Origin of the sequence: Amycolatopsis sp. cmx-4-61 (assembly GCF_046548775.1) — a bacterium.
Taxonomy (GTDB): domain Bacteria; phylum Actinomycetota; class Actinomycetes; order Mycobacteriales; family Pseudonocardiaceae; genus Amycolatopsis.
Map to the genome: position 1 here is coordinate 59,716 of NZ_JAEBEI010000028.1, position 18,643 is coordinate 78,358.

Annotated in this window: 20 protein-coding genes and 1 pseudogene; 13 read left to right on the top strand and 8 right to left on the bottom strand. The window is 71.7% G+C overall.

Translation table 11 applies throughout. From position 1 onward, the window contains the following. The first annotated feature begins 28 nt into the window (after positions 1-28). Entirely contained in the window at positions 29-847 is an 819-nt protein-coding gene (locus tag ACLJOU_RS42900; protein WP_410575026.1) for an inositol monophosphatase family protein, read from the top strand. Positions 848-947: 100 nt separating this feature from the next. Here ACLJOU_RS42900 and cei read toward each other — a convergent pair whose 3' ends face one another. Next, the gene (gene cei / locus ACLJOU_RS42905; protein ID WP_410575027.1) at positions 948-1,631 is read right to left on the bottom strand and encodes an envelope integrity protein Cei; all 684 of its coding nucleotides are present in this window, start codon (positions 1,629-1,631) and stop codon (positions 948-950) included. Between the two features lie 513 nt (positions 1,632-2,144). On the opposite strand from cei, the gene ACLJOU_RS42910 reads away from it, so the two are divergent. Next, positions 2,145-2,453 (top strand): DUF4193 domain-containing protein, encoded by a 309-nt coding sequence (locus ACLJOU_RS42910; protein ID WP_013224476.1) that lies wholly within the window; start codon positions 2,145-2,147, stop codon positions 2,451-2,453. Between the two features lie 133 nt (positions 2,454-2,586). Here the strand turns inward: ACLJOU_RS42910 and ACLJOU_RS42915 are convergent, their stop codons facing one another. Then, the gene (locus ACLJOU_RS42915) at positions 2,587-3,069 is read right to left on the bottom strand and encodes a DUF3093 domain-containing protein (RefSeq protein WP_410575028.1); all 483 of its coding nucleotides are present in this window, start codon (positions 3,067-3,069) and stop codon (positions 2,587-2,589) included. Between the two features lie 24 nt (positions 3,070-3,093). Here ACLJOU_RS42915 and dut point away from each other — a divergent pair, with 24 nt between their 5' ends. After that, positions 3,094-3,597 (top strand): dUTP diphosphatase, encoded by a 504-nt coding sequence (gene dut, locus ACLJOU_RS42920; RefSeq protein WP_410575029.1) that lies wholly within the window; start codon positions 3,094-3,096, stop codon positions 3,595-3,597. Continuing rightward, positions 3,597-4,268: a DUF3710 domain-containing protein gene (locus ACLJOU_RS42925; protein WP_410575030.1), complete on the top strand. Its 672-nt coding sequence runs from the start codon at positions 3,597-3,599 to the stop codon at positions 4,266-4,268. The genes dut and ACLJOU_RS42925 overlap by 1 nt, the downstream gene beginning before the upstream one ends. A gap of 45 nt (positions 4,269-4,313) precedes the next feature. Here ACLJOU_RS42925 and ACLJOU_RS42930 read toward each other — a convergent pair whose 3' ends face one another. After that, a complete protein-coding gene (locus ACLJOU_RS42930) occupies positions 4,314-5,027 on the bottom strand; it encodes an alpha/beta hydrolase (RefSeq protein ID WP_410575031.1) in 714 nt (237 codons plus the stop codon). A gap of 106 nt (positions 5,028-5,133) precedes the next feature. Between ACLJOU_RS42930 and ACLJOU_RS42935 the strand changes: the two genes are divergently transcribed. Next, positions 5,134-5,514 (top strand): OB-fold nucleic acid binding domain-containing protein, encoded by a 381-nt coding sequence (locus ACLJOU_RS42935; protein ID WP_003074944.1) that lies wholly within the window; start codon positions 5,134-5,136, stop codon positions 5,512-5,514. Between the two features lie 9 nt (positions 5,515-5,523). After that, positions 5,524-6,246 carry a DUF3159 domain-containing protein gene (locus ACLJOU_RS42940; protein WP_410575032.1) on the top strand — a complete coding sequence of 241 codons (723 nt, stop codon included), beginning with the start codon at positions 5,524-5,526 and terminating at the stop codon, positions 6,244-6,246. A gap of 606 nt (positions 6,247-6,852) precedes the next feature. On the opposite strand, the gene ACLJOU_RS42945 is transcribed toward ACLJOU_RS42940, so the two are convergent. Both ACLJOU_RS42945 and ACLJOU_RS42950 read right to left on the bottom strand, forming a co-directional pair. Next, positions 6,853-7,509, bottom strand: a complete 657-nt coding sequence (locus tag ACLJOU_RS42945; RefSeq protein WP_348946888.1) for a potassium channel family protein — start codon at positions 7,507-7,509, stop codon at positions 6,853-6,855. Next, positions 7,506-8,171, bottom strand: coding sequence for a potassium channel family protein (locus ACLJOU_RS42950; RefSeq protein ID WP_410575033.1), 666 nt, complete (start codon positions 8,169-8,171; stop codon positions 7,506-7,508). The genes ACLJOU_RS42945 and ACLJOU_RS42950 overlap by 4 nt, the downstream gene beginning before the upstream one ends. Positions 8,172-8,263: 92 nt before the next feature. Here ACLJOU_RS42950 and ACLJOU_RS42955 point away from each other — a divergent pair, with 92 nt between their 5' ends. From ACLJOU_RS42955 to ACLJOU_RS42970, 4 genes are read left to right on the top strand one after another with little or no spacing between them, the layout of a single operon-like run. Beyond that, a complete protein-coding gene (locus ACLJOU_RS42955) occupies positions 8,264-10,297 on the top strand; it encodes an APC family permease (protein ID WP_410575034.1) in 2,034 nt (677 codons plus the stop codon). After that, on the top strand, positions 10,294-11,481 hold the full coding sequence (locus tag ACLJOU_RS42960) for a class I SAM-dependent RNA methyltransferase (protein WP_410575035.1): 1,188 nt from the start codon (positions 10,294-10,296) through the stop codon (positions 11,479-11,481). Before ACLJOU_RS42955 ends, ACLJOU_RS42960 begins: the two co-directional genes overlap by 4 nt. A 49-nt stretch (positions 11,482-11,530) precedes the next feature. Then, the gene (locus ACLJOU_RS42965; RefSeq protein WP_410575036.1) at positions 11,531-11,869 is read left to right on the top strand and encodes a maleylpyruvate isomerase N-terminal domain-containing protein; all 339 of its coding nucleotides are present in this window, start codon (positions 11,531-11,533) and stop codon (positions 11,867-11,869) included. Next, on the top strand, positions 11,860-12,093 hold the full coding sequence (locus ACLJOU_RS42970; RefSeq protein WP_410575037.1) for a hypothetical protein: 234 nt from the start codon (positions 11,860-11,862) through the stop codon (positions 12,091-12,093). The genes ACLJOU_RS42965 and ACLJOU_RS42970 overlap by 10 nt, the downstream gene beginning before the upstream one ends. A gap of 127 nt (positions 12,094-12,220) precedes the next feature. Here the strand turns inward: ACLJOU_RS42970 and ACLJOU_RS42975 are convergent, their stop codons facing one another. Then, positions 12,221-13,690: an aldehyde dehydrogenase family protein gene (locus tag ACLJOU_RS42975; protein WP_410575038.1), complete on the bottom strand. Its 1,470-nt coding sequence runs from the start codon at positions 13,688-13,690 to the stop codon at positions 12,221-12,223. 175 nt (positions 13,691-13,865) lie between these two features. On the opposite strand from ACLJOU_RS42975, the gene dxs reads away from it, so the two are divergent. The 3 genes from dxs (at position 13,866) to ACLJOU_RS42990 (ending at position 17,341) form a co-directional block, all read left to right on the top strand. Beyond that, positions 13,866-15,776 (top strand): 1-deoxy-D-xylulose-5-phosphate synthase, encoded by a 1,911-nt coding sequence (gene dxs, locus ACLJOU_RS42980; protein WP_410575039.1) that lies wholly within the window; start codon positions 13,866-13,868, stop codon positions 15,774-15,776. Between the two features lie 125 nt (positions 15,777-15,901). After that, on the top strand, positions 15,902-16,930 hold the full coding sequence (locus tag ACLJOU_RS42985) for a LacI family DNA-binding transcriptional regulator (RefSeq protein WP_410575040.1): 1,029 nt from the start codon (positions 15,902-15,904) through the stop codon (positions 16,928-16,930). A 15-nt stretch (positions 16,931-16,945) separates the two neighbouring features. Further along, positions 16,946-17,341 (top strand): hypothetical protein, encoded by a 396-nt coding sequence (locus ACLJOU_RS42990; protein WP_410575041.1) that lies wholly within the window; start codon positions 16,946-16,948, stop codon positions 17,339-17,341. 36 nt (positions 17,342-17,377) lie between these two features. Here ACLJOU_RS42990 and ACLJOU_RS42995 read toward each other — a convergent pair. Together ACLJOU_RS42995 and ACLJOU_RS43000 are read right to left on the bottom strand one after the other, a co-directional pair. After that, a pseudogene (locus ACLJOU_RS42995) lies at positions 17,378-18,121 on the bottom strand (helix-turn-helix domain-containing protein); the annotation flags it as partial. Positions 18,122-18,158: 37 nt separating this feature from the next. Beyond that, positions 18,159-18,491, bottom strand: a complete 333-nt coding sequence (locus ACLJOU_RS43000) for a ClpX C4-type zinc finger protein (RefSeq protein ID WP_410575042.1) — start codon at positions 18,489-18,491, stop codon at positions 18,159-18,161. Positions 18,492-18,643: the final 152 nt, after the last annotated feature.

An 18,643-nucleotide genomic window follows, 5' to 3' on the forward strand; every position in this document is an offset into this window, starting at 1 on the left:
CTCGGAGACTTTAACCGGATGTGGTGACATGTCGGACGTGGGAGTTGACGAGTCGTTGCTGAAAAGCGTCGCGGTGCAGGTCGCGACGGAAGCCGCCGCGCTGGTCCGCGAGGCCTGGGCGGGCATGGCGGACGGCCGTTCGGTGGCCGTGGGCACCAAGTCCGGGGCCACCGACGTGGTGACCGCGGTGGACCACGAGTCCGAACGCCTGGTGCGGGACCGGCTGGCCGAGCTGCGGCCGGGGGAGCCGGTGCTGGGCGAGGAGGGTGGCGGCGCCGCGGGCGACGGCGTGACGTGGGTGGTCGACCCGATCGACGGCACGGTCAACTTCCTCTACGGGCTGCCGTGGTTCGCGGTGTCGGTGGCGGCCCAGGTCGGCGGGCGGTCGGTGGCCGGCGCGGTGGTCGAGCCGGCGAGCGGCCGCGTGTGGTCGGCGGCCCGCGGCCGGGGCGCGTTCCTGGACGGACGCCGGCTGGCGGTGTCGGCGCCCGCGAGCCTCGAGGTGACGCTGGTCGGAACCGGTTTCGCGTACTCGCCCGCGCGGCGGACGCGGCAGGCCGAGTTCGCGGCCTCGCTGCTCGGGCGGGTCCGCGACATCCGCCGCAACGGAGCGGCGTCGCTGGACCTGTGCGCGGTGGCGGCGGGCTGGCTGGACGCGTACGTGGAGCACGGCCTCCACAGCTGGGACTGGGCGGCGGGGGCGCTGATCGCGGCCGAGGCGGGCGCGGAGGTGTCACTGCCGGGGTCGTCGCCGGACTTGGGCGCGGACGCGACGTACGCGGCGGCCCCGTCGATCGCGCAGCCCCTGCGGAAGGTCCTGGCGGACTGCGGCGCAGCAGAGGTCTGACCAGGTCCCGCGGGCGCCCGGAATTGTCGGTGCCCGCCGGTAGCGTGGAAAACGGGGGGCGCCCCCGCGGGCGAGGGTGAGCGCGGGCTCCGGGGAGAGGTCAGCAGGCGACGTCGCGGGCCGAAGCCAGCAGCGTCTGGTCCACCACGGGGGCCTTCGCGCCCGCGGACTGCTCGTTGCCGCCGCCACCCTGGTGGGTCTTCGACCAGTCGGCGAGCTGGGTGATGATCTGCCGGGCTTCCGCGCGGGGCCGGAGGTCGCCGAAGAGCGTGCCCGTCACCACGTCGACGCTCGCGTCCTTGCGGTTGTCCTGGACCAGCTCCGCGCACGGCACCACCAGGCTGAGCGTGCGGGCCGCGGTGACGCCGTTCTCGCCGAAGCGGATCTGGCCGCGGCACTTGGCTTCGCGGTTCTCGTACGCCGGGTCGTTGGCGGGTTCGGCCGCCCCGATGAAGCCGAGTTCGCGCAGCGCCGTCGTGGTGATGCCGCCCTGGCCGCGGCTGCCCGAGGCGTTGAGGACGCGGTAGGCGACCTTGTCCGGCGGGATCGGCGTGCGGTCGTCGAGCGCGTTGTGGGGGAGGCTGCTGAACGTCACACCCGGCGGTGGGCTCGCGGGCGGGTCGCACTTGACGGCGTCGTCGATGTCGCCCTTGCCGATCGCGGCGTTCACCCAGACGACGATCGCGCCGACCGCGAGCACCCCGATGACGATCAGCGCCGGCAGCGGCTTGTGCTTGCGGTACGGCCGCGCCGCACGGTCCCCGATGCCGTTCCCCGACGCCACCTGCCCGTCCCTTCCCGAACACCGAAACCGGCCGTGCGTACCGAGCACCGCCGAGGCGGTCAGCCTAGGCGTTGCGACCGGCGCACGCCGTCCCGGGTCACCCCCGTGGGTTCCCGCGTCGATCCCGCGGGATCGGCCCCGTCCGGGCCGATCCCGTGACGACGATCGCACCACGCCGGGACCGGCCGGGGCAAGCGGAGACGGGCCGCGCGTGAAGTTCTCCACCCGCGCGCAACCCGAACGGACGACGACGCGTCTTACCTGCGGGTTCCCCCTGTCGGGTGACGATTCCCCGGCAATGTCTGACTCGTTGCAGAACCCGGACAGCGGTGAGCTACCCTTCCCGGGCTCCGGCCGCAGGAAGAGGCCCGAAAAGAAGAGACCTCGGTCACTTCGGCCGTCGGGCACAAACAGGGGCCCTGGAACGTTGACCAGCGGCACGGCGGACTCAGGGGCGCATCCCGGAGTCCGGGAAAACGACTACACAAGCTGATCGCAGGGGTGAGGGACAACATGGCTACCGACTACGACGCTCCGCGCCGCAGCGAAGCCGACGAGCTGGCCGAAGACTCGTTGGAGGAGCTCAAGGCCCGGCGGAACGAGAACCAGTCCGGCGTCGTCGACGTCGACGAGGACGCGACCGCCGAGAACTTCGAGCTGCCGGGTGCCGACCTCTCCGGGCTTTCCGGTGAGGACATGACCGTGAAGGTGGTGCCGAAGCAGGCCGACGAGTTCACCTGCTCGGTGTGCTTCCTGGTGCACCACCGCAGCCGGCTGGCCGAGGACAACGGCGGACGCCTGATCTGCCGCGACTGCGCCTGAAAGGCGCGGAGGGGTTCTCGGACACAGGGGAACGAACAGACGCGACGGAGAGCCTCGAGGGACGAGGGGAAGGCTCGAAGCGCGCTGGGGACAAGGGGCCGGCCGGCAGGCCGGCCCCCTTCCATGTCCGGGGTCAGGTGCTCTTGAGCAGCCCGGCCACGCGCTCGGGGTGCCGGGTGCTGAACAGCCAGTACGGCGTCGGGTCGTTCGCGTCGGTGAGGTGCACCTTCACCACCGGGCCGACCCAGCCGCGGTGCAGCACGTAGGCCGCCGGGTCGCCGTCGCGGCCGAGGGCCTTGCGCTTGGCCTCCTTGTCGAAGATCTCCACCTCGCCGGCGTACCGCAGCGGCAGGTGGGCGTCGCCGACCCACAGTTCCGGCTCGTCGCCGCCGGTGATCCGGACCTTCGACCGGCCCAGCGACAGCAGCAGCGCCACGACGACCGGCAGCGCGATCACGTACGGCAGCCACGCCCGGATCCCCGGGTACCCGAGGTCGATCTCGGCCGCGAGCAGGACCGCCCCCAGCACCGGCAGCGGCCAGCCCCACCACGGGACGTACAGCCGTTCGGAGTGCCGGACCGCGGCGTTCGCGGCCGTCTTCGCTGATTCACCCACGGGTAGAGAGTAATCTCGCCGCCCGTGTCCAGCGTTCAGGTACTCCTTTCCCGGCTCGACCCGGATGTCCCGCTGCCCGCCTACGCCCGACCGGGCGACGCGGGCGCCGATCTCGTCACCACCTCGGATATCGTCCTCGGGCCCGGGGAACGCGGCGTCGTCGGCACCGGCGTCGCGATCGCGCTCCCGCCCGGGTACGCGGGGTTCGTCCACCCGCGGTCCGGGCTGGCCGCCCGGGCCGGTCTCTCGGTGGTGAACACCCCGGGCACGATCGACTCGGGCTACCGCGGCGAGATCAAGGTCTGCCTGATCAACCACGACCCGGTGCACCCGCTGGCGCTCACGCGCGGCGACCGCATCGCCCAGCTGGTCGTGCAGCGGGTCGAGCACGCGGAGTTCGTCGAGGTCGACGCGCTCGACGCGACCGAGCGGGGCGACGGAGGCTACGGCTCGACGGGCGGACACGCCACACTGGGAGCACCGGCGCTCGCCGCGAGCGCCGCCACGGGGGAAGGAACGGAGAAGTAGTGGGGATTTTCGGACGCAAGCGGCGGACCGAGGGCGGGTCCGCGGGACGGCACGCCGCGCCCGAGGCCGACGACACTTTCGAGGACGACGAGTACGACGAGTACGACGGAGAATCGGAGCTTTCGGACGTTTCCGACGGCCCGTTCGACGTCGCCGACTTCGAAGACGACGGCATCCCGCGGATCGACCTCGGCTCGGTGAAGGTGCCGGTGCCCGACGGTTCCCAGGTCCAGGTCGAGATGGATGCGGAGGCCGGTGGCGTGCGCGCCGTGCACGTCGTCACCGAGCAGGGCCAGATCACGGTCAGCGCGTACGCCGCGCCGCGCTCGGGCGGGCTGTGGCGGGAGGTCAGCGCCGAACTGGCCGACCACCTCCGGGCCGACGGCGCCAAGGTCACCATCGGCCGCGGTGTCTGGGGCCTGGAGATCTCGGCCATCGTCGGCGACGTCGCGCTGCGCTTCGTCGGCGTCGACCGCCCCCGCTGGATGCTGCGCGGCGTCATCGCCGGCCCGCAGTCGGAGGCCGCGGCGGCCGTCGAGGTGCTGCGCGAGATCGTCCGGCGGACGATCGTCGACCGCGGCGACGCCCCGATGCCGGTCAGCACCCCGCTGACCATCACGTTGCCCGAGGCGGTCGCCGAGCACATCGCGGCCCAGCAGCAACAGGGCTGACGCCCGCCGGCCGAAGGCCGCCACCGGGACGCCCGGTGGCGGCCTTCAGCGCGTCCGGAGCGCTTTCAGGAACGCGAGGACGGTCGCCCGGCCGAGTGATTCGCGGTCCGCGCCCAGGGCCGCGAGCGTCGTCTCGCCGAGGACGCCGCGGGGGAGCGCGGCCGCCCACTCCGATGCGACTTTCGTCGGGTGTACGGGGTCGTCGGTGCACGTGCCGATCCCGGCCGGGACGGCCAGCGCCGCCAGCTCGCCGAGGGTCGGCGCGGGCCGGCCGGCGGCGACGCGCAGGCCGGCCGCCAGCCCGTCGCCGTGGCGGCGCCACGCCCGGTCGAGTTCCGCCCGCAGCCAGGCCGGGCTGCCGTCCGTCTGCGCCAAGGCGGCGTCGACGCCGGAACCGGCCACCAGATCCGCCGTCAGCGACGCGGCCCGTGCGGCGGGTGCCGGGCCCGGGACGCCGTTCCAGGCCGGGAGCGCGGCCAGCAGGCCCCCGCAACGGGCCGGGTTGCGCACCGCCCACTCCGCGGCGAGGTGGGCGCCGAACGAAATGCCGCCCACGAGCAGTTCGCCGTGTTCGTCCGCCAGCGCGTCGAGGGTGGCCAGGTAGCCGTCGGCGAGCGCGGCGCCGGCGGGCGGCGGTGGCGCGATGAGCGGGACACCGAGGGCGCGCAGCGGACCGGCGAAGACGGCCCGGACGAACACCTCGTCCGAGCCGGTGCCGGGCAGCAGCACCGCGGCGGGAACTTCGATAGCGGACGTCACGTTGCGATCTTTGCGCAAAGGCGTTTCCCTGGCGGAGACCGCAGTACGCTTGAATCGTTCGGGCCGCAAGCAATTTGTCGCCGGGCCCCGGAGCACAGGAGCACCTATGTCCGCCAAAGACGGCGGCTACTTCAGCCGGCTGGTACGCAAGCTGACCAGCGACGTCGAGGACCTCGACGCCGACGAGATGTCGATGAGGTCGGGCGCCGAGGGGGCGCAGCGGGCCTGCGACTGCCGCTCGGGCGAAGAGGTCACCGTGATGGGCCGGCTGCGCAGCGTCGAGCTTTGCCCGACCAACGAGGCCGCCACGCTGGAGGCGGAGTTGTTCGACGGAACACAGGGCGTGACGCTAATCTGGCTCGGCCGCCGCCGGATCCCGGGCATCGAGCCTGGCCGGACGATCAAGGTGCGTGGTCGGATGGCCGAGCGTGACGGCCAGAAGGTGCTGTACAACCCCTATTACGAGCTCCAGAGCCCAGTGAGTTGATCACCCATCGTGACTGAACCCGCCCCGAGCGAGAAGAAGACCGACGGCGAAGAGCCGCAGCCGACCCTGCTCGAGCAGATGGGCGGGGTGTCCGGCCTGATCTACTCGTCGGTCCCGGTGATCGTCTTCGTCCTGGCGAACTCGTTCTTCGGCCTGACCGCGGCCATCTGGACCTCGATCGGCAGCGCCGTGGCCATCGCGGTGCTGCGCCTGGTCCGCAAGGAACCCCTCCAGCCGGCGATCTCCGGCTTCTTCGGCGTCGCGATCGCGGCGTTCATCGCCTACCGCACGGGGTCGGCGAAGGGGTTCTTCCTGTTCGGGATCTACGCGAGCCTGATCTACTGCGGCATCTTCGTGCTGTCGGTGGTGGTGCGCTGGCCGATCGCGGGCGTGGTCTGGAACATGCTCAACGGCACGGGCCAGGCGTGGCGCCGGGACAAGCCGTCCCGCTACGGCTACGACATCGCCACCCTGGCCATGGCGGCGATCTTCGCGGCCCGGTTCGTGGTCCAGCGGTGGCTGTACCAGGAGGACTACACGGGCTGGCTGGCGTTCGCGAAGATCGCGATGGGCTATCCGCTGTACGCGCTGGGCCTGCTGGTGGTCGTGTGGGCGGTCCGGCGCTCGGACAAGCGCCTGAAGGCCATGGCGGAGGAGGAGCCGGCCCCGGAGACCGACGCCGAGGTCGAGGCCCGCCTGCGCGAGAAGTACGCCCAGACCCCGGAAGCCTGACCCGCTCGGCTCCGGAAACCTCGCCGGGCCCGCGGGGGCGCCCCCCGTTCTCGACTCTACCGGCAGCCACCGACAGTTTCGGCGCGCCGGCGGCCGGGGACGCGTGATGCCTCCACAATCACGCGAGATGTCCCTCTGATCACGCGTGATGCCCCTCCGGACACGCAAGATGCGCGGCTGATCACGCGAGTCCCGGCTCCTGTCACGGGAGTCCCGGGTGAGATCAGGCGAGTGTCGGATCTGATCAGGCGAGTTCCGGACTCGATTACGCGCGTTCCGGGATGCGATCACGCGGGTGCCGGGTCCGATCACGCGAGTTCCGTACCCAATCACCCGAGTTCCGCCTCGAGTCCCGCGCCGGGTCTCGCAGGAGATGGACCCGATCGCGTGAGCCCGGATGTGAACACGCGCCCTCCGGCCCCGACCACCCCGGAATGCACGCCAGAACGGCCCCGAAGCCACAACCCCCGCGCGGGGGCGCCCCCGTCTTCCACGCTACCGGCAGCCACCGACAGTTCCGGCCGCCGGCCGCCGACCCGCGCCCAACCATCCACAGCCCACGAGAAAGGCCCCCGGCACAACGAGCCGGGGGCCTTCGCCGCTGCCTCAGTACCCGAGCGCCGTCCGGATCTCCGGCTCGACGTCCGCCGTCGCGACGAACAGCAGTTCGTCGCCCGGCTCCAGCGGGTCCTCCGGCTGCGGCACGATCACCCGGTCGCCCCGCAGGATCGTCACCAGGGCCGCGTCGCGCGGCAGCGTCAGGTCGCTCACCGGCTTCCCGGCCAGCGGCGTCTCCGCCGGCAGCGTCAGCTCGACGAGGTTCGCGTTGCTCTGGCGGAACGTCATCAGCCGCACCAGGTCGCCCACGCTCACCGCCTCCTCGACCATCGCCGCCAGCATGCGGGGGGTCGAGACCGCCACGTCGACGCCCCACGCGTCGGTGAACAGCCACTCGTTGGCCGGGTTGTTCACCCGGGCCACCACGCGCCGGACCGCGAACTCCGTCTTCGCCAGCAGCGAGACCACCAGGTTCGCCTTGTCGTCGCCCGTCGCGGCGATCACGACGTCGCACTGCTCGATCCCGGACTCCTCCAGGATCGACACCTCGCACGCGTCGCCGAGCACCCAGTCGGCCTGCTCGACCGCGTGCGGCTCGAACTGGTCCGCCTCGCGCTCGATGAGCATCACCTGGTGCCTGCCGTCGATCAGCTCGGCGGCGATGGAACGGCCGACCGCCCCCGCGCCCGCAATCGCGACCCTCATGCCTCGTCCTCCGGTTCGCGCTGGGCCACACTGGTGACGTCGGTGACGGTGCCCGAGCGCGCGGCCACCCACACGACGTCGTCGGCCTGCAGCACCGTCTTCGTGTCGGGCAGCACGCCGGTGCCGAAACGCATGATGAACGCCACCCGCGCGCCCGTCGCCTGCTGCAGGGACTGCACCGAGTGCCCGACCCAGCCCTCGTGCAGCGGCAGCTGCAGCAGCGCGACGTTGCCCGACGGGTCACGCCACGCCGACGCCACGCCGTCCGGCAGGAGGGTGCGCAGGAACCGGTCGGTCGTCCACGGCACGGTCGCGACCGTCGGGATGCCCAGCCGCTCGTACACGGCCGCGCGCTTGTGGTCGTAGATCCGCGCGACGACGTGCTCCACGCCGAAGTTCTCGCGCGCGACCCGCGCCGAGATGATGTTCGAGTTGTCGCCGCTGGACACCGCCGCGAACGCGCCCGCCCGCTCGATGCCGGCGTCGATCAGCACCCGCCGGTCGAAGCCGACGCCGACGACCTGCTGGCCGTGGAAGTCGCTGCCGAGCCGGCGGAACGCCTGCTGGTTCTTGTCGATGACGGCCACCTCGTGGCCGAGCCGCTCCAGCGCAGCGGCCAGGGACGCGCCGACCCGGCCGCATCCCATGATCACCACGTGCACGCCCTGCCTCCTCCTCGGCGGTTACCCGTCCGTCTTACCCCCGACATACCAGCGCCGAACCTACCGTGCCCCACGGCAGCTACGCTTTCGTGGTGTCGAAGTTCCCGACCGTGCTGAAACGCCTGGTCCTCGGACGTCCGTTCCGCAGTGACAGGCTCGCTCACACGCTCCTGCCCAAGCGCATCGCGCTGCCGATCTTCGCCTCCGACGCGCTCTCGAGCGTGGCTTACGCGCCGGAGGAGATCTTCCTGACCCTGAGCGTCGCGGGCCTGTCCGCGTACGCGATCGCGCCGTGGATCGGCATCATGGTCGCCCTGGTCATGCTGGTCGTCGTCGCCTCCTACCGACAGAACGTGCACGCCTACCCGAGCGGTGGCGGCGACTACGAGGTCGCCAACACGAACCTGGGCGGCAAGTTCGGCCTCACCGTGGCCAGCGCCCTGCTCGTGGACTACGTCCTGACGGTGGCGGTGTCCACTTCGTCCGGTGTGGCCAACATCGGCTCGGCCGTCCCGTGGGTCGCGCAGCACAAGGTGCTCGCGTCGATCGTCATCGTGGTCGTGCTGACGTCGCTGAACCTGCGCGGCATCCGCGAGTCGGGGAAGGCCTTCGCGATCCCGACATACGGGTTCATCCTGGGCATTCTCGTCATGGTCGTCTGGGGCCTGGTGCAGGCCGCCACCGGCACCGAGATGAAGGCCGAGAGCGCCGGGTTCACGCTGACCGCCGAGGGCACCTTCGCGGGGGTCGGGTACGCGTTCCTCATCCTGCGGGCGTTCTCCTCCGGTGCGGCGGCGCTGACCGGGGTCGAGGCGATCAGCAACGGCGTGCCGGCGTTCCAGAAACCGAAGTCGAAGAACGCGGCGACCACGCTGCTGATGATGGGGCTGCTCGCGGTCACCATGCTGGTCGGCATCATCACCCTGGCCACGATCACCGACGTCAAGTTCGCCGAAGACCCGGCGCGGCAGCTCGAAGGGGCGCCCGCCGGCTACGAGCAGAAGACGATCGTCGCGCAGATCGCGCACGCGGTGTTCGCCGACTTCCCGCCGGCTTTCTACTACATCTCCTTCTCCACCGGCATCATCCTGCTGCTGGCCGCGAACACCGCGTTCAACGGCTTCCCCGTGCTGGGCTCGATCCTGGCGCAGGACCGCTACCTGCCCCGGCAGCTGCACACCCGCGGCGACCGGCTGGCGTTCTCCAACGGCATCCTGTTCCTCGCGGCGTTCGCGCTGGTCCTGATCATCGCCTTCGACGCCGAGGTGACCCGGCTCATCCAGCTCTACATCGTGGGCGTGTTCGTCTCGTTCACGGTGAGCCAAGCGGGCATGATCCGGCACTGGAACCGGTTGCTGGCCAGGGAAACCGACCCGGGCGCGCGGCGCCGGATGCGGCGTTCGCAGACGGTCAACGCCATCGGCCTGACCATGACCGCGACCGTCCTGGTGATCGTGCTCATCACCAAGTTCCTGCTCGGCGCGTGGATCGCGATCGCGGCCATGGTCGCGATCTTCGTGCTCATGACGGCGATCCGGAAGCACTACGACCGCGTCGCCGACGAGCTGAAGGACCTCGGCGACACCCCGACCGTGCTGCCCTCGCGCAACCACGCGATCGTGCTGGTGTCCAAACTGCACCGGCCGACGCTGCGCGCGCTGGCCTACGCCAAGGCGATGCGCCCCGACGTCCTCGAGGCCGTGACGGTCAATGTGGACGATGCGGACACGCGCAAGCTCACCGCCGAGTGGGACGCCCACAACTTCAAGGTGCCGCTGAAGGTCGTCGAGTCGCCGTACCGCGAAATCACGAAGCCGGTCCTCGACTACGTGAAGCGCGTGCGCGGCGACAACCCGCGCAACGTGGTCACCGTCTTCATCCCGGAGTACGTGGTCGGGCACTGGTGGGAGCAGGTGCTGCACAACCAGAGCGCGCTGCGGCTCAAGGGCAGGCTGCTGTTCCAGTCGGGGGTCATCGTGGCGAGCGTGCCGTGGCAGCTCGAGTCGTCGGCGAAGGCGGCCGCGCGCGTCCGCAACGAGCGGCCGGCGGCCGGTGACGTCCGCCGCGGGTTCTCGCCCAACGGCAAGCCCGTCGTCGCGCCGAAGCCCAAGGAGCCCGCCGAATGACGAACTGGCTGGGCCGGGTCCTCGAGGTGGAGGTCGGCGCGGTCGCGCACGGCGGTCACTGCGTCGCCCGCGCGGAAGGGCGGGTCGTGTTCGTCCGGCACGCGCTGCCGGGCGAGCAGGTCCGCGTCGAGATCACCGAGGACAACGGCGGTTCGTTCTGCCGCGGGGACGCGATCGAGGTGCTCTCGGCGTCTCCGCACCGGGTCCCGCCGCCGTGCCCGCTGGCCGTGCCCGGCGGCTGCGGCGGCTGCGACTGGCAGCACGCCGACCCGGACCACCAGCGCGCGCTCAAGGCGTCGGTGGTGGCGGAACAGTTGCACCGGCTGGCCGGGATCGAGCGCGAGGTCGTCGTGGAAGCCCTCGACGGCGGGCCGCTGGACTGGCGCAGCCGAGTCCGGCTGGTCGCCGGGCGCGACGGGCGCGCGGGGCTGCGCGCGCACCACAGCCACCGGGTGGTGGCGCTGGAGGACTGCCCGATCGCGGTCCCCGGCGAGCTCGACGACGTCCTGGCCCGGCGCTGGCGGCCGGGCAGCGAGCTGGAGGTCACCACCGACGGCGACGGCGACGTGCACGTGCGGGAGCTCTCGACGGTCCGCGGCAAGGTGCGGGCGCGGCAGCTGACCGGCGGCGTCGCGGTCCAGCACGCGGCGGGCCGCGACTGGCGGCTGGACGCGCACGGTTTCTGGCAGGTCCACCCGGCGGCGGCGTCGACGTTCGCCGCGGTCGTGGGGGAGTGGGCGGAAGCGCCTTCCGGTGGCACGGCCTGGGACCTCTACGCGGGCGTCGGGCTGTTCGCGTCGGTGCTGGCGGGGCAGGTGGGATCGGCGGGCCGGGTGCTCGCGGTCGAGTCCGGCCGGCGCGCGGTCGCCGACGGCGAGCGCAACCTCGCGGACCTGCCGCAGGTGACGTGGCGGGCCGGGCGGGTGGAGCACGTCCTGGCGTCGGCGGCCAAGCCGGTCGACGTGGTGGTGCTGGACCCGCCCCGCAAGGGCGCGGGCAAGGCGGTCGTGGAGTCGATCGTCGCGGGCGCACCGGACCGGATCGTGTACGTGGCCTGCGACCCGGCGGCGCTCGCGCGCGATGTGGCGACCTTCGCGTCGCACGGCTATTCGCTGACGGACCTGCGGGCCTTCGACGCGTTCCCGATGACCCACCACGTGGAGTGCGTGGCGCTGCTGTCGTGAGTTTTTGTCGGCGTGAGTTTTTGTCGGTGGTGGTCGGCACACTGTGCGCATGACTCCTCTCGACGAGTTCGACCTGGCGGCTTCGACGGTGACCGGCGTGGTGACGGCGGTCCGCGCGGACCAGTGGACGCTCCCGACGGCGTGCGTGGACTGGGACGTGCGCGCGGTGGTGAACCACCTGGCGCACGGAAACGCGAAGGTGGCGTTCTGGGCGGGCACGGGCCCACCGGCCCCGGACGGCGACTACCTGGGCGCCTCGCCGGTCGAGGCGTTCACCGCGTCGGTCGCGGCGGCTCGTGCGGTGCTGGCGGCGCCGGGGCTGTTCACCCGGCAGGTGACGACCCCGCTCGGCGAGGTGCCCGGGGTGTTTTGGTACACATGCGGGTGAACGAGTACCTGGCCCACGGCTGGGACATCGCGGACGCCACGGGACAGCCGACGGACCTGGCGCCGGAGCTGGCGGAGCGGGCGCTGGAGCAGTGGCGGTCCCGGTTCAGGTCGGCGCCTCGGCAGCCGGGTGGGCCGTTCGGGCCGGAGGTCCCGGCGCCCCCGGAAGCGACGGCGGCCGACCGGTTGGCGGCGTTCCTGGGCCGGAAGGCGGTGAACGGCTAGGGGCGGCAGGTGACCGGGCCGGGAGGGTGCGGCGGCTGCCTTCTCGTGCGGTGGATGCCGCGGCTCGACATGCCGGGTCTTCGGCCGTGCGCCTCCCTGCCTCACCGTGGAGGCAGCACCACGCCGGTCAGCCCGAGAACCAGCGCTGCGGCGCCGGCCGCAGGTTCTGGTAGATGTGCTTCACCTCGGTGTACTCGGCCAGTCCCGTCGGGCCCAGCTCGCGGCCGAACCCGGACTGCTTGTAGCCGCCCCACTCGGCCTGGGGCAGGTACGGGTGGTAGTCGTTGATCCACACCGTCCCGTGGCGCAGCCGCCCCGCCACGCGCTGGGCGCGCCCCGCGTCCTGGGTGAACACCGCGCCCGCCAGGCCGTAGTGCGTGTCGTTGGCGATGCGGACCGCGTCGTCCTCGTCGGTGAACGTCTCGACCGTCAGCACCGGGCCGAACGACTCCTCGACCACCGCCGACGACCCCTGCTTCACCTGGTCGAGGATGGTCGGCAGGTAGTAGCAGCCGTCGGCCAGCGCCGGGTCGTCCGGGCGGCGGCCGCCCGTGCGCAGGACCGCGCCCTCGGCCAGCGCGGCCGCCACGTACGCCGCCACCTTCTCCCGATGGGCCGCCGAGATCAGCGGGCCCGCCTCCGCCTGCGCGTCGAACGGGCCGCCGAGGCGGATCCGCTCGGCGCGGCGCACCAGCTCGTCGACGAACTCGTCGTGCCACTCCCGCTGCACGATCAGCCGCGCGCCCGCCGAACAGACCTGGCCGGAGTGCAGGAACACCGCCGTCAGCGCGTAGTCCACCGCGGTCTCGAAGTCGGCGTCGGCGAACACCACGTTCGGGTTCTTCCCGCCCAGCTCCAGCGCCACCCTCTTGACCGTGGCGGCCGCCGCGGCGGCGATGGTCTTCCCGGTCGCCAGGCCGCCGGTGAACGACACCAGGTCGACGTCCGGGTGCGCCGCCAGCGGCGCGCCCGCCTCGGCGCCCGCACCGAGCACCAGGTTGCCCACCCCCGGCGGCAGGCCCGCCTCCGTGAGCAGCTTCAGGAACAGGATCGCCGTGTGCGGGGTCAGCTCGCTGGGCTTGAGCACGAACGTGTTGCCCGCGGCCAGCGCCGGCGCGATCTTCCACACGCTCTGCAGCAGCGGGTAGTTCCAGGGCGTGATCAGCCCGCAGACGCCGACCGGCTCGTGCACGATCCGGCTGAAGGCGTCCGGGTTGCCGGTGTCGACGACGCGCCCGGCGTCCTGCGCCGCGAGCTTGCCGAAGTAGCGCAGGCACGCGGCGATGTCGGCCATGTCGTACCGGCTCTCGACCAGGCGCTTGCCGGTGTCGAGCGACTCGGCGCGGGCGAACGCCTCCGCGTCGCGGTCGAGCAGATCGGCGGTGCGCAACAGCAGGTCACCGCGCAGGTGGGCGGGGGTGCCTGGCCACGGGCCGGTGTCGAACGCCCGGCGCGCCGCCGCGATGGCGGCCTCGGTGTCCTCGGCGGTGCCCTCGGCGACGGTCGCGACCAGGGAGCCGTCGGCCGGGCAGCGGATCTCCCGCCGGCCGCCGCCCACCGCGTCCACCCATTCGCCGCCGATGAAGAAATCCGCCATGCCACCCATTCTCGTGGCCACGCCGCGTGACCGCCACAGCGCCGCGGGGAGACGAGGTTCACCCCGCCTGATGACCGGCGGTCGCGCTCCGGCTGTGATGCCGGACGCGGCCTGCGGCCCCGCCCTGGCGGGTCTCCGTAGACTGGCCGGAACCGAGCGAGTGAGGTGGAGACGAGTGACGATGCTGGAGTCCGTGGACGGACCGGCGGACCTGAAGCGCATGAGTGTCGAGGACCTCGGCGAGCTGGCCGCCGAGATCCGGGACTTCCTCGTCGACAAGGTCCGGCGGGCGGGCGGTCACCTCGGGCCGAACCTCGGCGTCGTCGAGCTGACCCTGGCGCTGCACCGCGTGTTCGACTCGCCGCGCGACGCGATCGTGTGGGACGTCGGTCACCAGGCGTACGTGCACAAGCTGGTCACCGGCCGCGCGGCCGGGTTCGACCTGCTGCGCCAGACCGGCGGCGTCACCGGCTACCCGTCGCGCGCGGAGAGCGAACACGACTGGGTGGAGAGCAGCCACGCGTCGTCCGGTCTGTCCTATGTGGACGGCCTGGCGAAGGCGTTCGAGCTGGCCGGCGGCGGCCGGCACGCGATCGCCGTCGTCGGCGACGGCGCGCTCACCGGCGGCATGTGCTGGGAGGCGCTCAACAACATCGCCGCGCACAAGGACCGCCCGGTCGTCATCGTGATCAACGACAACGGCCGCTCCTACTCGCCGACCATCGGCGGCCTGGCCGACCACCTCGCGGCGCTGCGCCTGCAGCCCGGCTACGAGCGGCTCCTCGACGGCGGCCGCGAGATCCTCAGGCACACCCCCGTCGTCGGCAAGCCGATCTACGCCGCGCTGCACGCCGCGAAGGCCGGCCTGAAGGACGCGCTGAGCCCGCAGGCGATGTTCTCCGACCTGGGCCTGAAGTACCTCGGTCCGGTCGACGGCCACGACCAGGTGGCGCTGGAGAAGGCCCTGCAGAGCGCGAAGGCGTTCGGCGGCGCGGTGATCGTGCACGTGGTCACCGAAAAGGGTCACGGCTACGCGCCCGCGGTCAACAACCAGCACGACCAGATGCACCAGACCGACCCGATCGACCCGGAGACCGGCCTGCCGCCGGTGAAGGGCCCGAGCTGGACCGGCGTGTTCGGCGACGAGCTGGCCCGGATCGGTGCCGAGCGCGCGGACGTCGTCGCGATCACCGCGGCGATGCTGCGGTCCACCGGCCTGGACAAGTTCGCCGAGGCGTTCCCGGACCGGTGGTACGACGTCGGGATCGCCGAGCAGCACGCGGTCACGTCGGCCGCGGGCCTGGCGATGGGCGGCCTGCACCCGGTTGTCGCGATCTACTCGACGTTCCTCAACCGGGCGTTCGACCAGGTGCTGATGGACGTGGCGCTGCACCGGCTGCCGGTGACGCTGGTGCTCGACCGGGCCGGGATCACCGGGCCGGACGGGCCGAGCCACCACGGCATGTGGGACCTCTCGCTGCTCGGCATGGTGCCGGGGATGCGGGTGGCGGCTCCGCGCGACCCGGCGACGCTGCGGGAGGAATTGCGCGAGGCTGTCGCGGTGGCGGACGGGCCGACCGCCCTGCGGTTCTCGAAGGGCAAGGTCGGAACGGACGTCACCGCCGTCGAGCGGATCGGCACGGTCGACGTGCTGCGCCGCCCGGCCGACGGGGCCGACGTGCTGCTGGTGACGGTGGGCGCGTTCGCGGCGCTCGGGCTGGCGGCCGCGGACCGGCTGGCGGATCAGGGCATCGGGGTGACCGTGGTGGACCCCCGGTGGGTGCTGCCGGTGCCCGCGGAGCTGGTCGCGCTGGCTTCGCAGCACAAGCTGGTGGTGACGGTCGAGGACAGCGGCCGGCACGGGGGGTTCGGCTCGGCTTTGGCGGCGTTGTTCCGGGACGCCGAGTGCGATGTCCCGTTGCGCGATTTGGCGGTGCCGCAGGCGTTCCACGACCACGGGAGCCGGGACGAGGTCCTCGGGCGGATCGGGTTGACCGCCCAGGACGTGGCGCGCCGGGTCACCGAGTGGGCCTCGGGACGGCTGGGGTCGGACGAGCCGGCGAAGAAGAACGCCGACCGCAGCTGAGCGATTCCGGCGACGGTGGACCCGTGACCGAGTGGTGACCTGAAGTCACTGGATGTCGATCAACGCTGGGCGTAGCGTAATCAACGCGTGTAGACGACACGTGTTGATCCCAGAGGGTGATCGTGATGGTTACTCGACGTGATGTTGCGTTGCGGGCCGGGACCTCTGAAGCGGTGGTCAGCTATGTCGTCAACAACGGCCCGCGCAATGTCGCCCCGGCGACCCGGGAGCGGGTCCTGACCGCCATTCGCGAATTGGGTTACCGCGCGAACGCCGTGGCGCGCTCCCTCCGGACGAACCGCACGATGTCCATCGGCGTGGTCACGCCCGACTCGTCGAACGAGTTCTTCGGTTACCTGACGCGCGCCATCGAGAGCGTTGCGTTCGACTTCGGTTACACGACCTTGCTCGGCAACGCCATGGAGGACCCGGAACGGGAAGGGCAGTACGTCCGTACGCTGCTCGACCGCCAGGTCGACGGGCTCATCGTGATTCCCGTGCCGGGCTCGACTGTGCTGGAGGCGGACCTCGACCGGGCGCCGGTTCCGTTCGTGATCCTCGACCGGAGTCTCGACGACGAACACGCCGTGGAGATCACCGTGGACAACGAGCAGGCGGCCTACGTGGCGACGAACCACCTCCTGGGGCACGGCAACACGCGGATCGCCTGCGTCGCCGGGCCGGAGAGCGCCCGGACCACGACGGCCCGGGTGGCGGGCTGGCGCCGTGGCCTGGCCGACCGGGGGATCGATCCGGCGACGTTACCGCTCGCCTACGGCACGTTCCGCCTCGACGACGGCTACCGCGCCGGCCTGGAAATCCTCACCGGGGCGGACCGTCCCGACGCGGTCTTCGCCACCAGCGACGAGCAGGCGATGGGCGTGCTGCGCGCGGCTGCCGAGCTGGGCTTGCGCGTGCCGGACGACCTCGCCGTCCTGGGCTTCGACGGGATCGAGCGCGGCCGCTTCAGCGTTCCTTCCCTCAGTACCGTTCAGCAACCCATGGAACAGCTGGCCGACTGCGCTTTCCGGCACCTGGAACACCGCATCCGGAACAGCAAGGCCGACGCGCTGCCGAAGACCTTTTCCACCGAGCTTGTGCTGCGCGAGTCCTGCGGCTGCCGGAGCAGCCCGGTGAACCGCACCGATGGATGACCGCTTCGATTGCTGATGGACAACGTGACGTGGACCGTCGCCGGGCCGGTGGTCGACGTGCCGTTCCCCGTTCACCGAGTGGCCCGGTGCAGCCGGCTGGAGGCTCCCATGCCGTTTCCCTTGGTGGCATTGAGACACGCTGAGGCTTGGGGCCAGCTCGCGCGTTCGGTGGCGGTCCTGCTCGCCTTTCTGCCGCTGCTCGTGGTGGTGGTCTGCGCGGCGCCCGCGCTCGTCGTCGGCAACTTCGTTCCGTCCATGCGAAAGCCCACGACGGACCTGATCGCGGGATCCATCAAGTGGACCGAAAAGATCTTGTCCGTCGTCACCGCCGTCTCGGCGCCCCCGCCACCGGTCGACGTGCCTCGGCAACGTCGTCCTGTCTCGGAGGCCGAGCGTGGCGCCGACGGGTAGTCAAGAGGCGGGCGACTCTCCGTCGGCGGCGCTTGCTCGGGCGAAGGCGTCGGCGCGGTAGCACGTCCCGTTGTCGGTGACGATCCGTTCGATGCGGGTGATTCCGTGGGCGGCGAACCACCCGCGTGCGCGGTGGAGGAAAGCGATTGCGGTCGTGGCCGTCTCGTCGGGGAGGGCCTCGGCGTAGGCGAGTCGCGAGTAGCCGTCGATTGCGGAGTGCAGGTAGGTGCATCCGCCGCGTTCGGACTTCCCTTTTCGGCGTTCCACGGCCTTTGCTCGGGTGCTCCCGCGCCCGTGGGCTCGCCGGCCGCCGCCGTCGGGAATCCGGCCGACCTTCTTGACGTCGATGTGGATCAGGTGGCCGGGCCTGCGGGCGATGATCCTTCCGGGTGCGCGGTTGGTATCGCCGCCCGGATCGATGGACTTGCGCCGATTCAACCCGAGGTCGGCCAGGTGACGGCTGACGGTTCGGCGGGAGATCACGATCCCGTCAGCGGCGAGTTCATGGGTGATCCGCGCCGCCGACCATTTGCGGTCACGCCGCAGTTGCCCGATCCGCACGACGATCTCGGCCGGGGTTGCGGCCGGCTGGGCCAGCGGCGCCGACGAGCGGTCCACGAGCCCCAGGCCTCCGTAATCGCGATAGCGATTCACCCACTTCGACGCAGTCGCCCGCGAGATCCCCATCTCCGCAGCGACGTGAGCGATCGGCCTCGTCTCGCACCGCTCGACCAGGCGGCGACGACCCTCTGGGCTCAGCGGTGCGTTCGCGTGCGCCACGAGTCCGTCCTCCCGGCTGTCGGGCGCAGCCGACGTGTCACGAGAACCGTTCCCACGCCGATTGACGGCGCATCCCGAGCGAGTCGCCGACCCGGTCCCAGGAGATGCCACGTCGCCGAGCCTCGCCGACCCATGCCCGCAGATCGTCGTCGACCTGATGACGAATCGCCTCGATGCGGGGTAGCTGAGCCAGCAACGCCTCGTCGTCGATGCCCACCCAGATCGGAGTGGCTCGGATCAAGCCGGCCGGCTTGGTGGCCACAGTCTCAGCGCACAGGGACACGCAATCGTTGCAGATATAGACACCAGGCCCGGCCACGAGCGTGTCGACGCTCTCGGCTGATCGCCTGCAGAAGGAACAGCGGTCCACGATCCACACACCTTTCGTCAGGAAGTGCCTGACGCGAAGGTAGGTCGTCAGGACAAGCCTGACAAGGACGCGTCAACAACCTCCTGGCCGCCGCGCCCACGATGCCCTCGGCCGCCGACGCGAGGTCGACGTCGGGGAAGACCAGCAGGGTC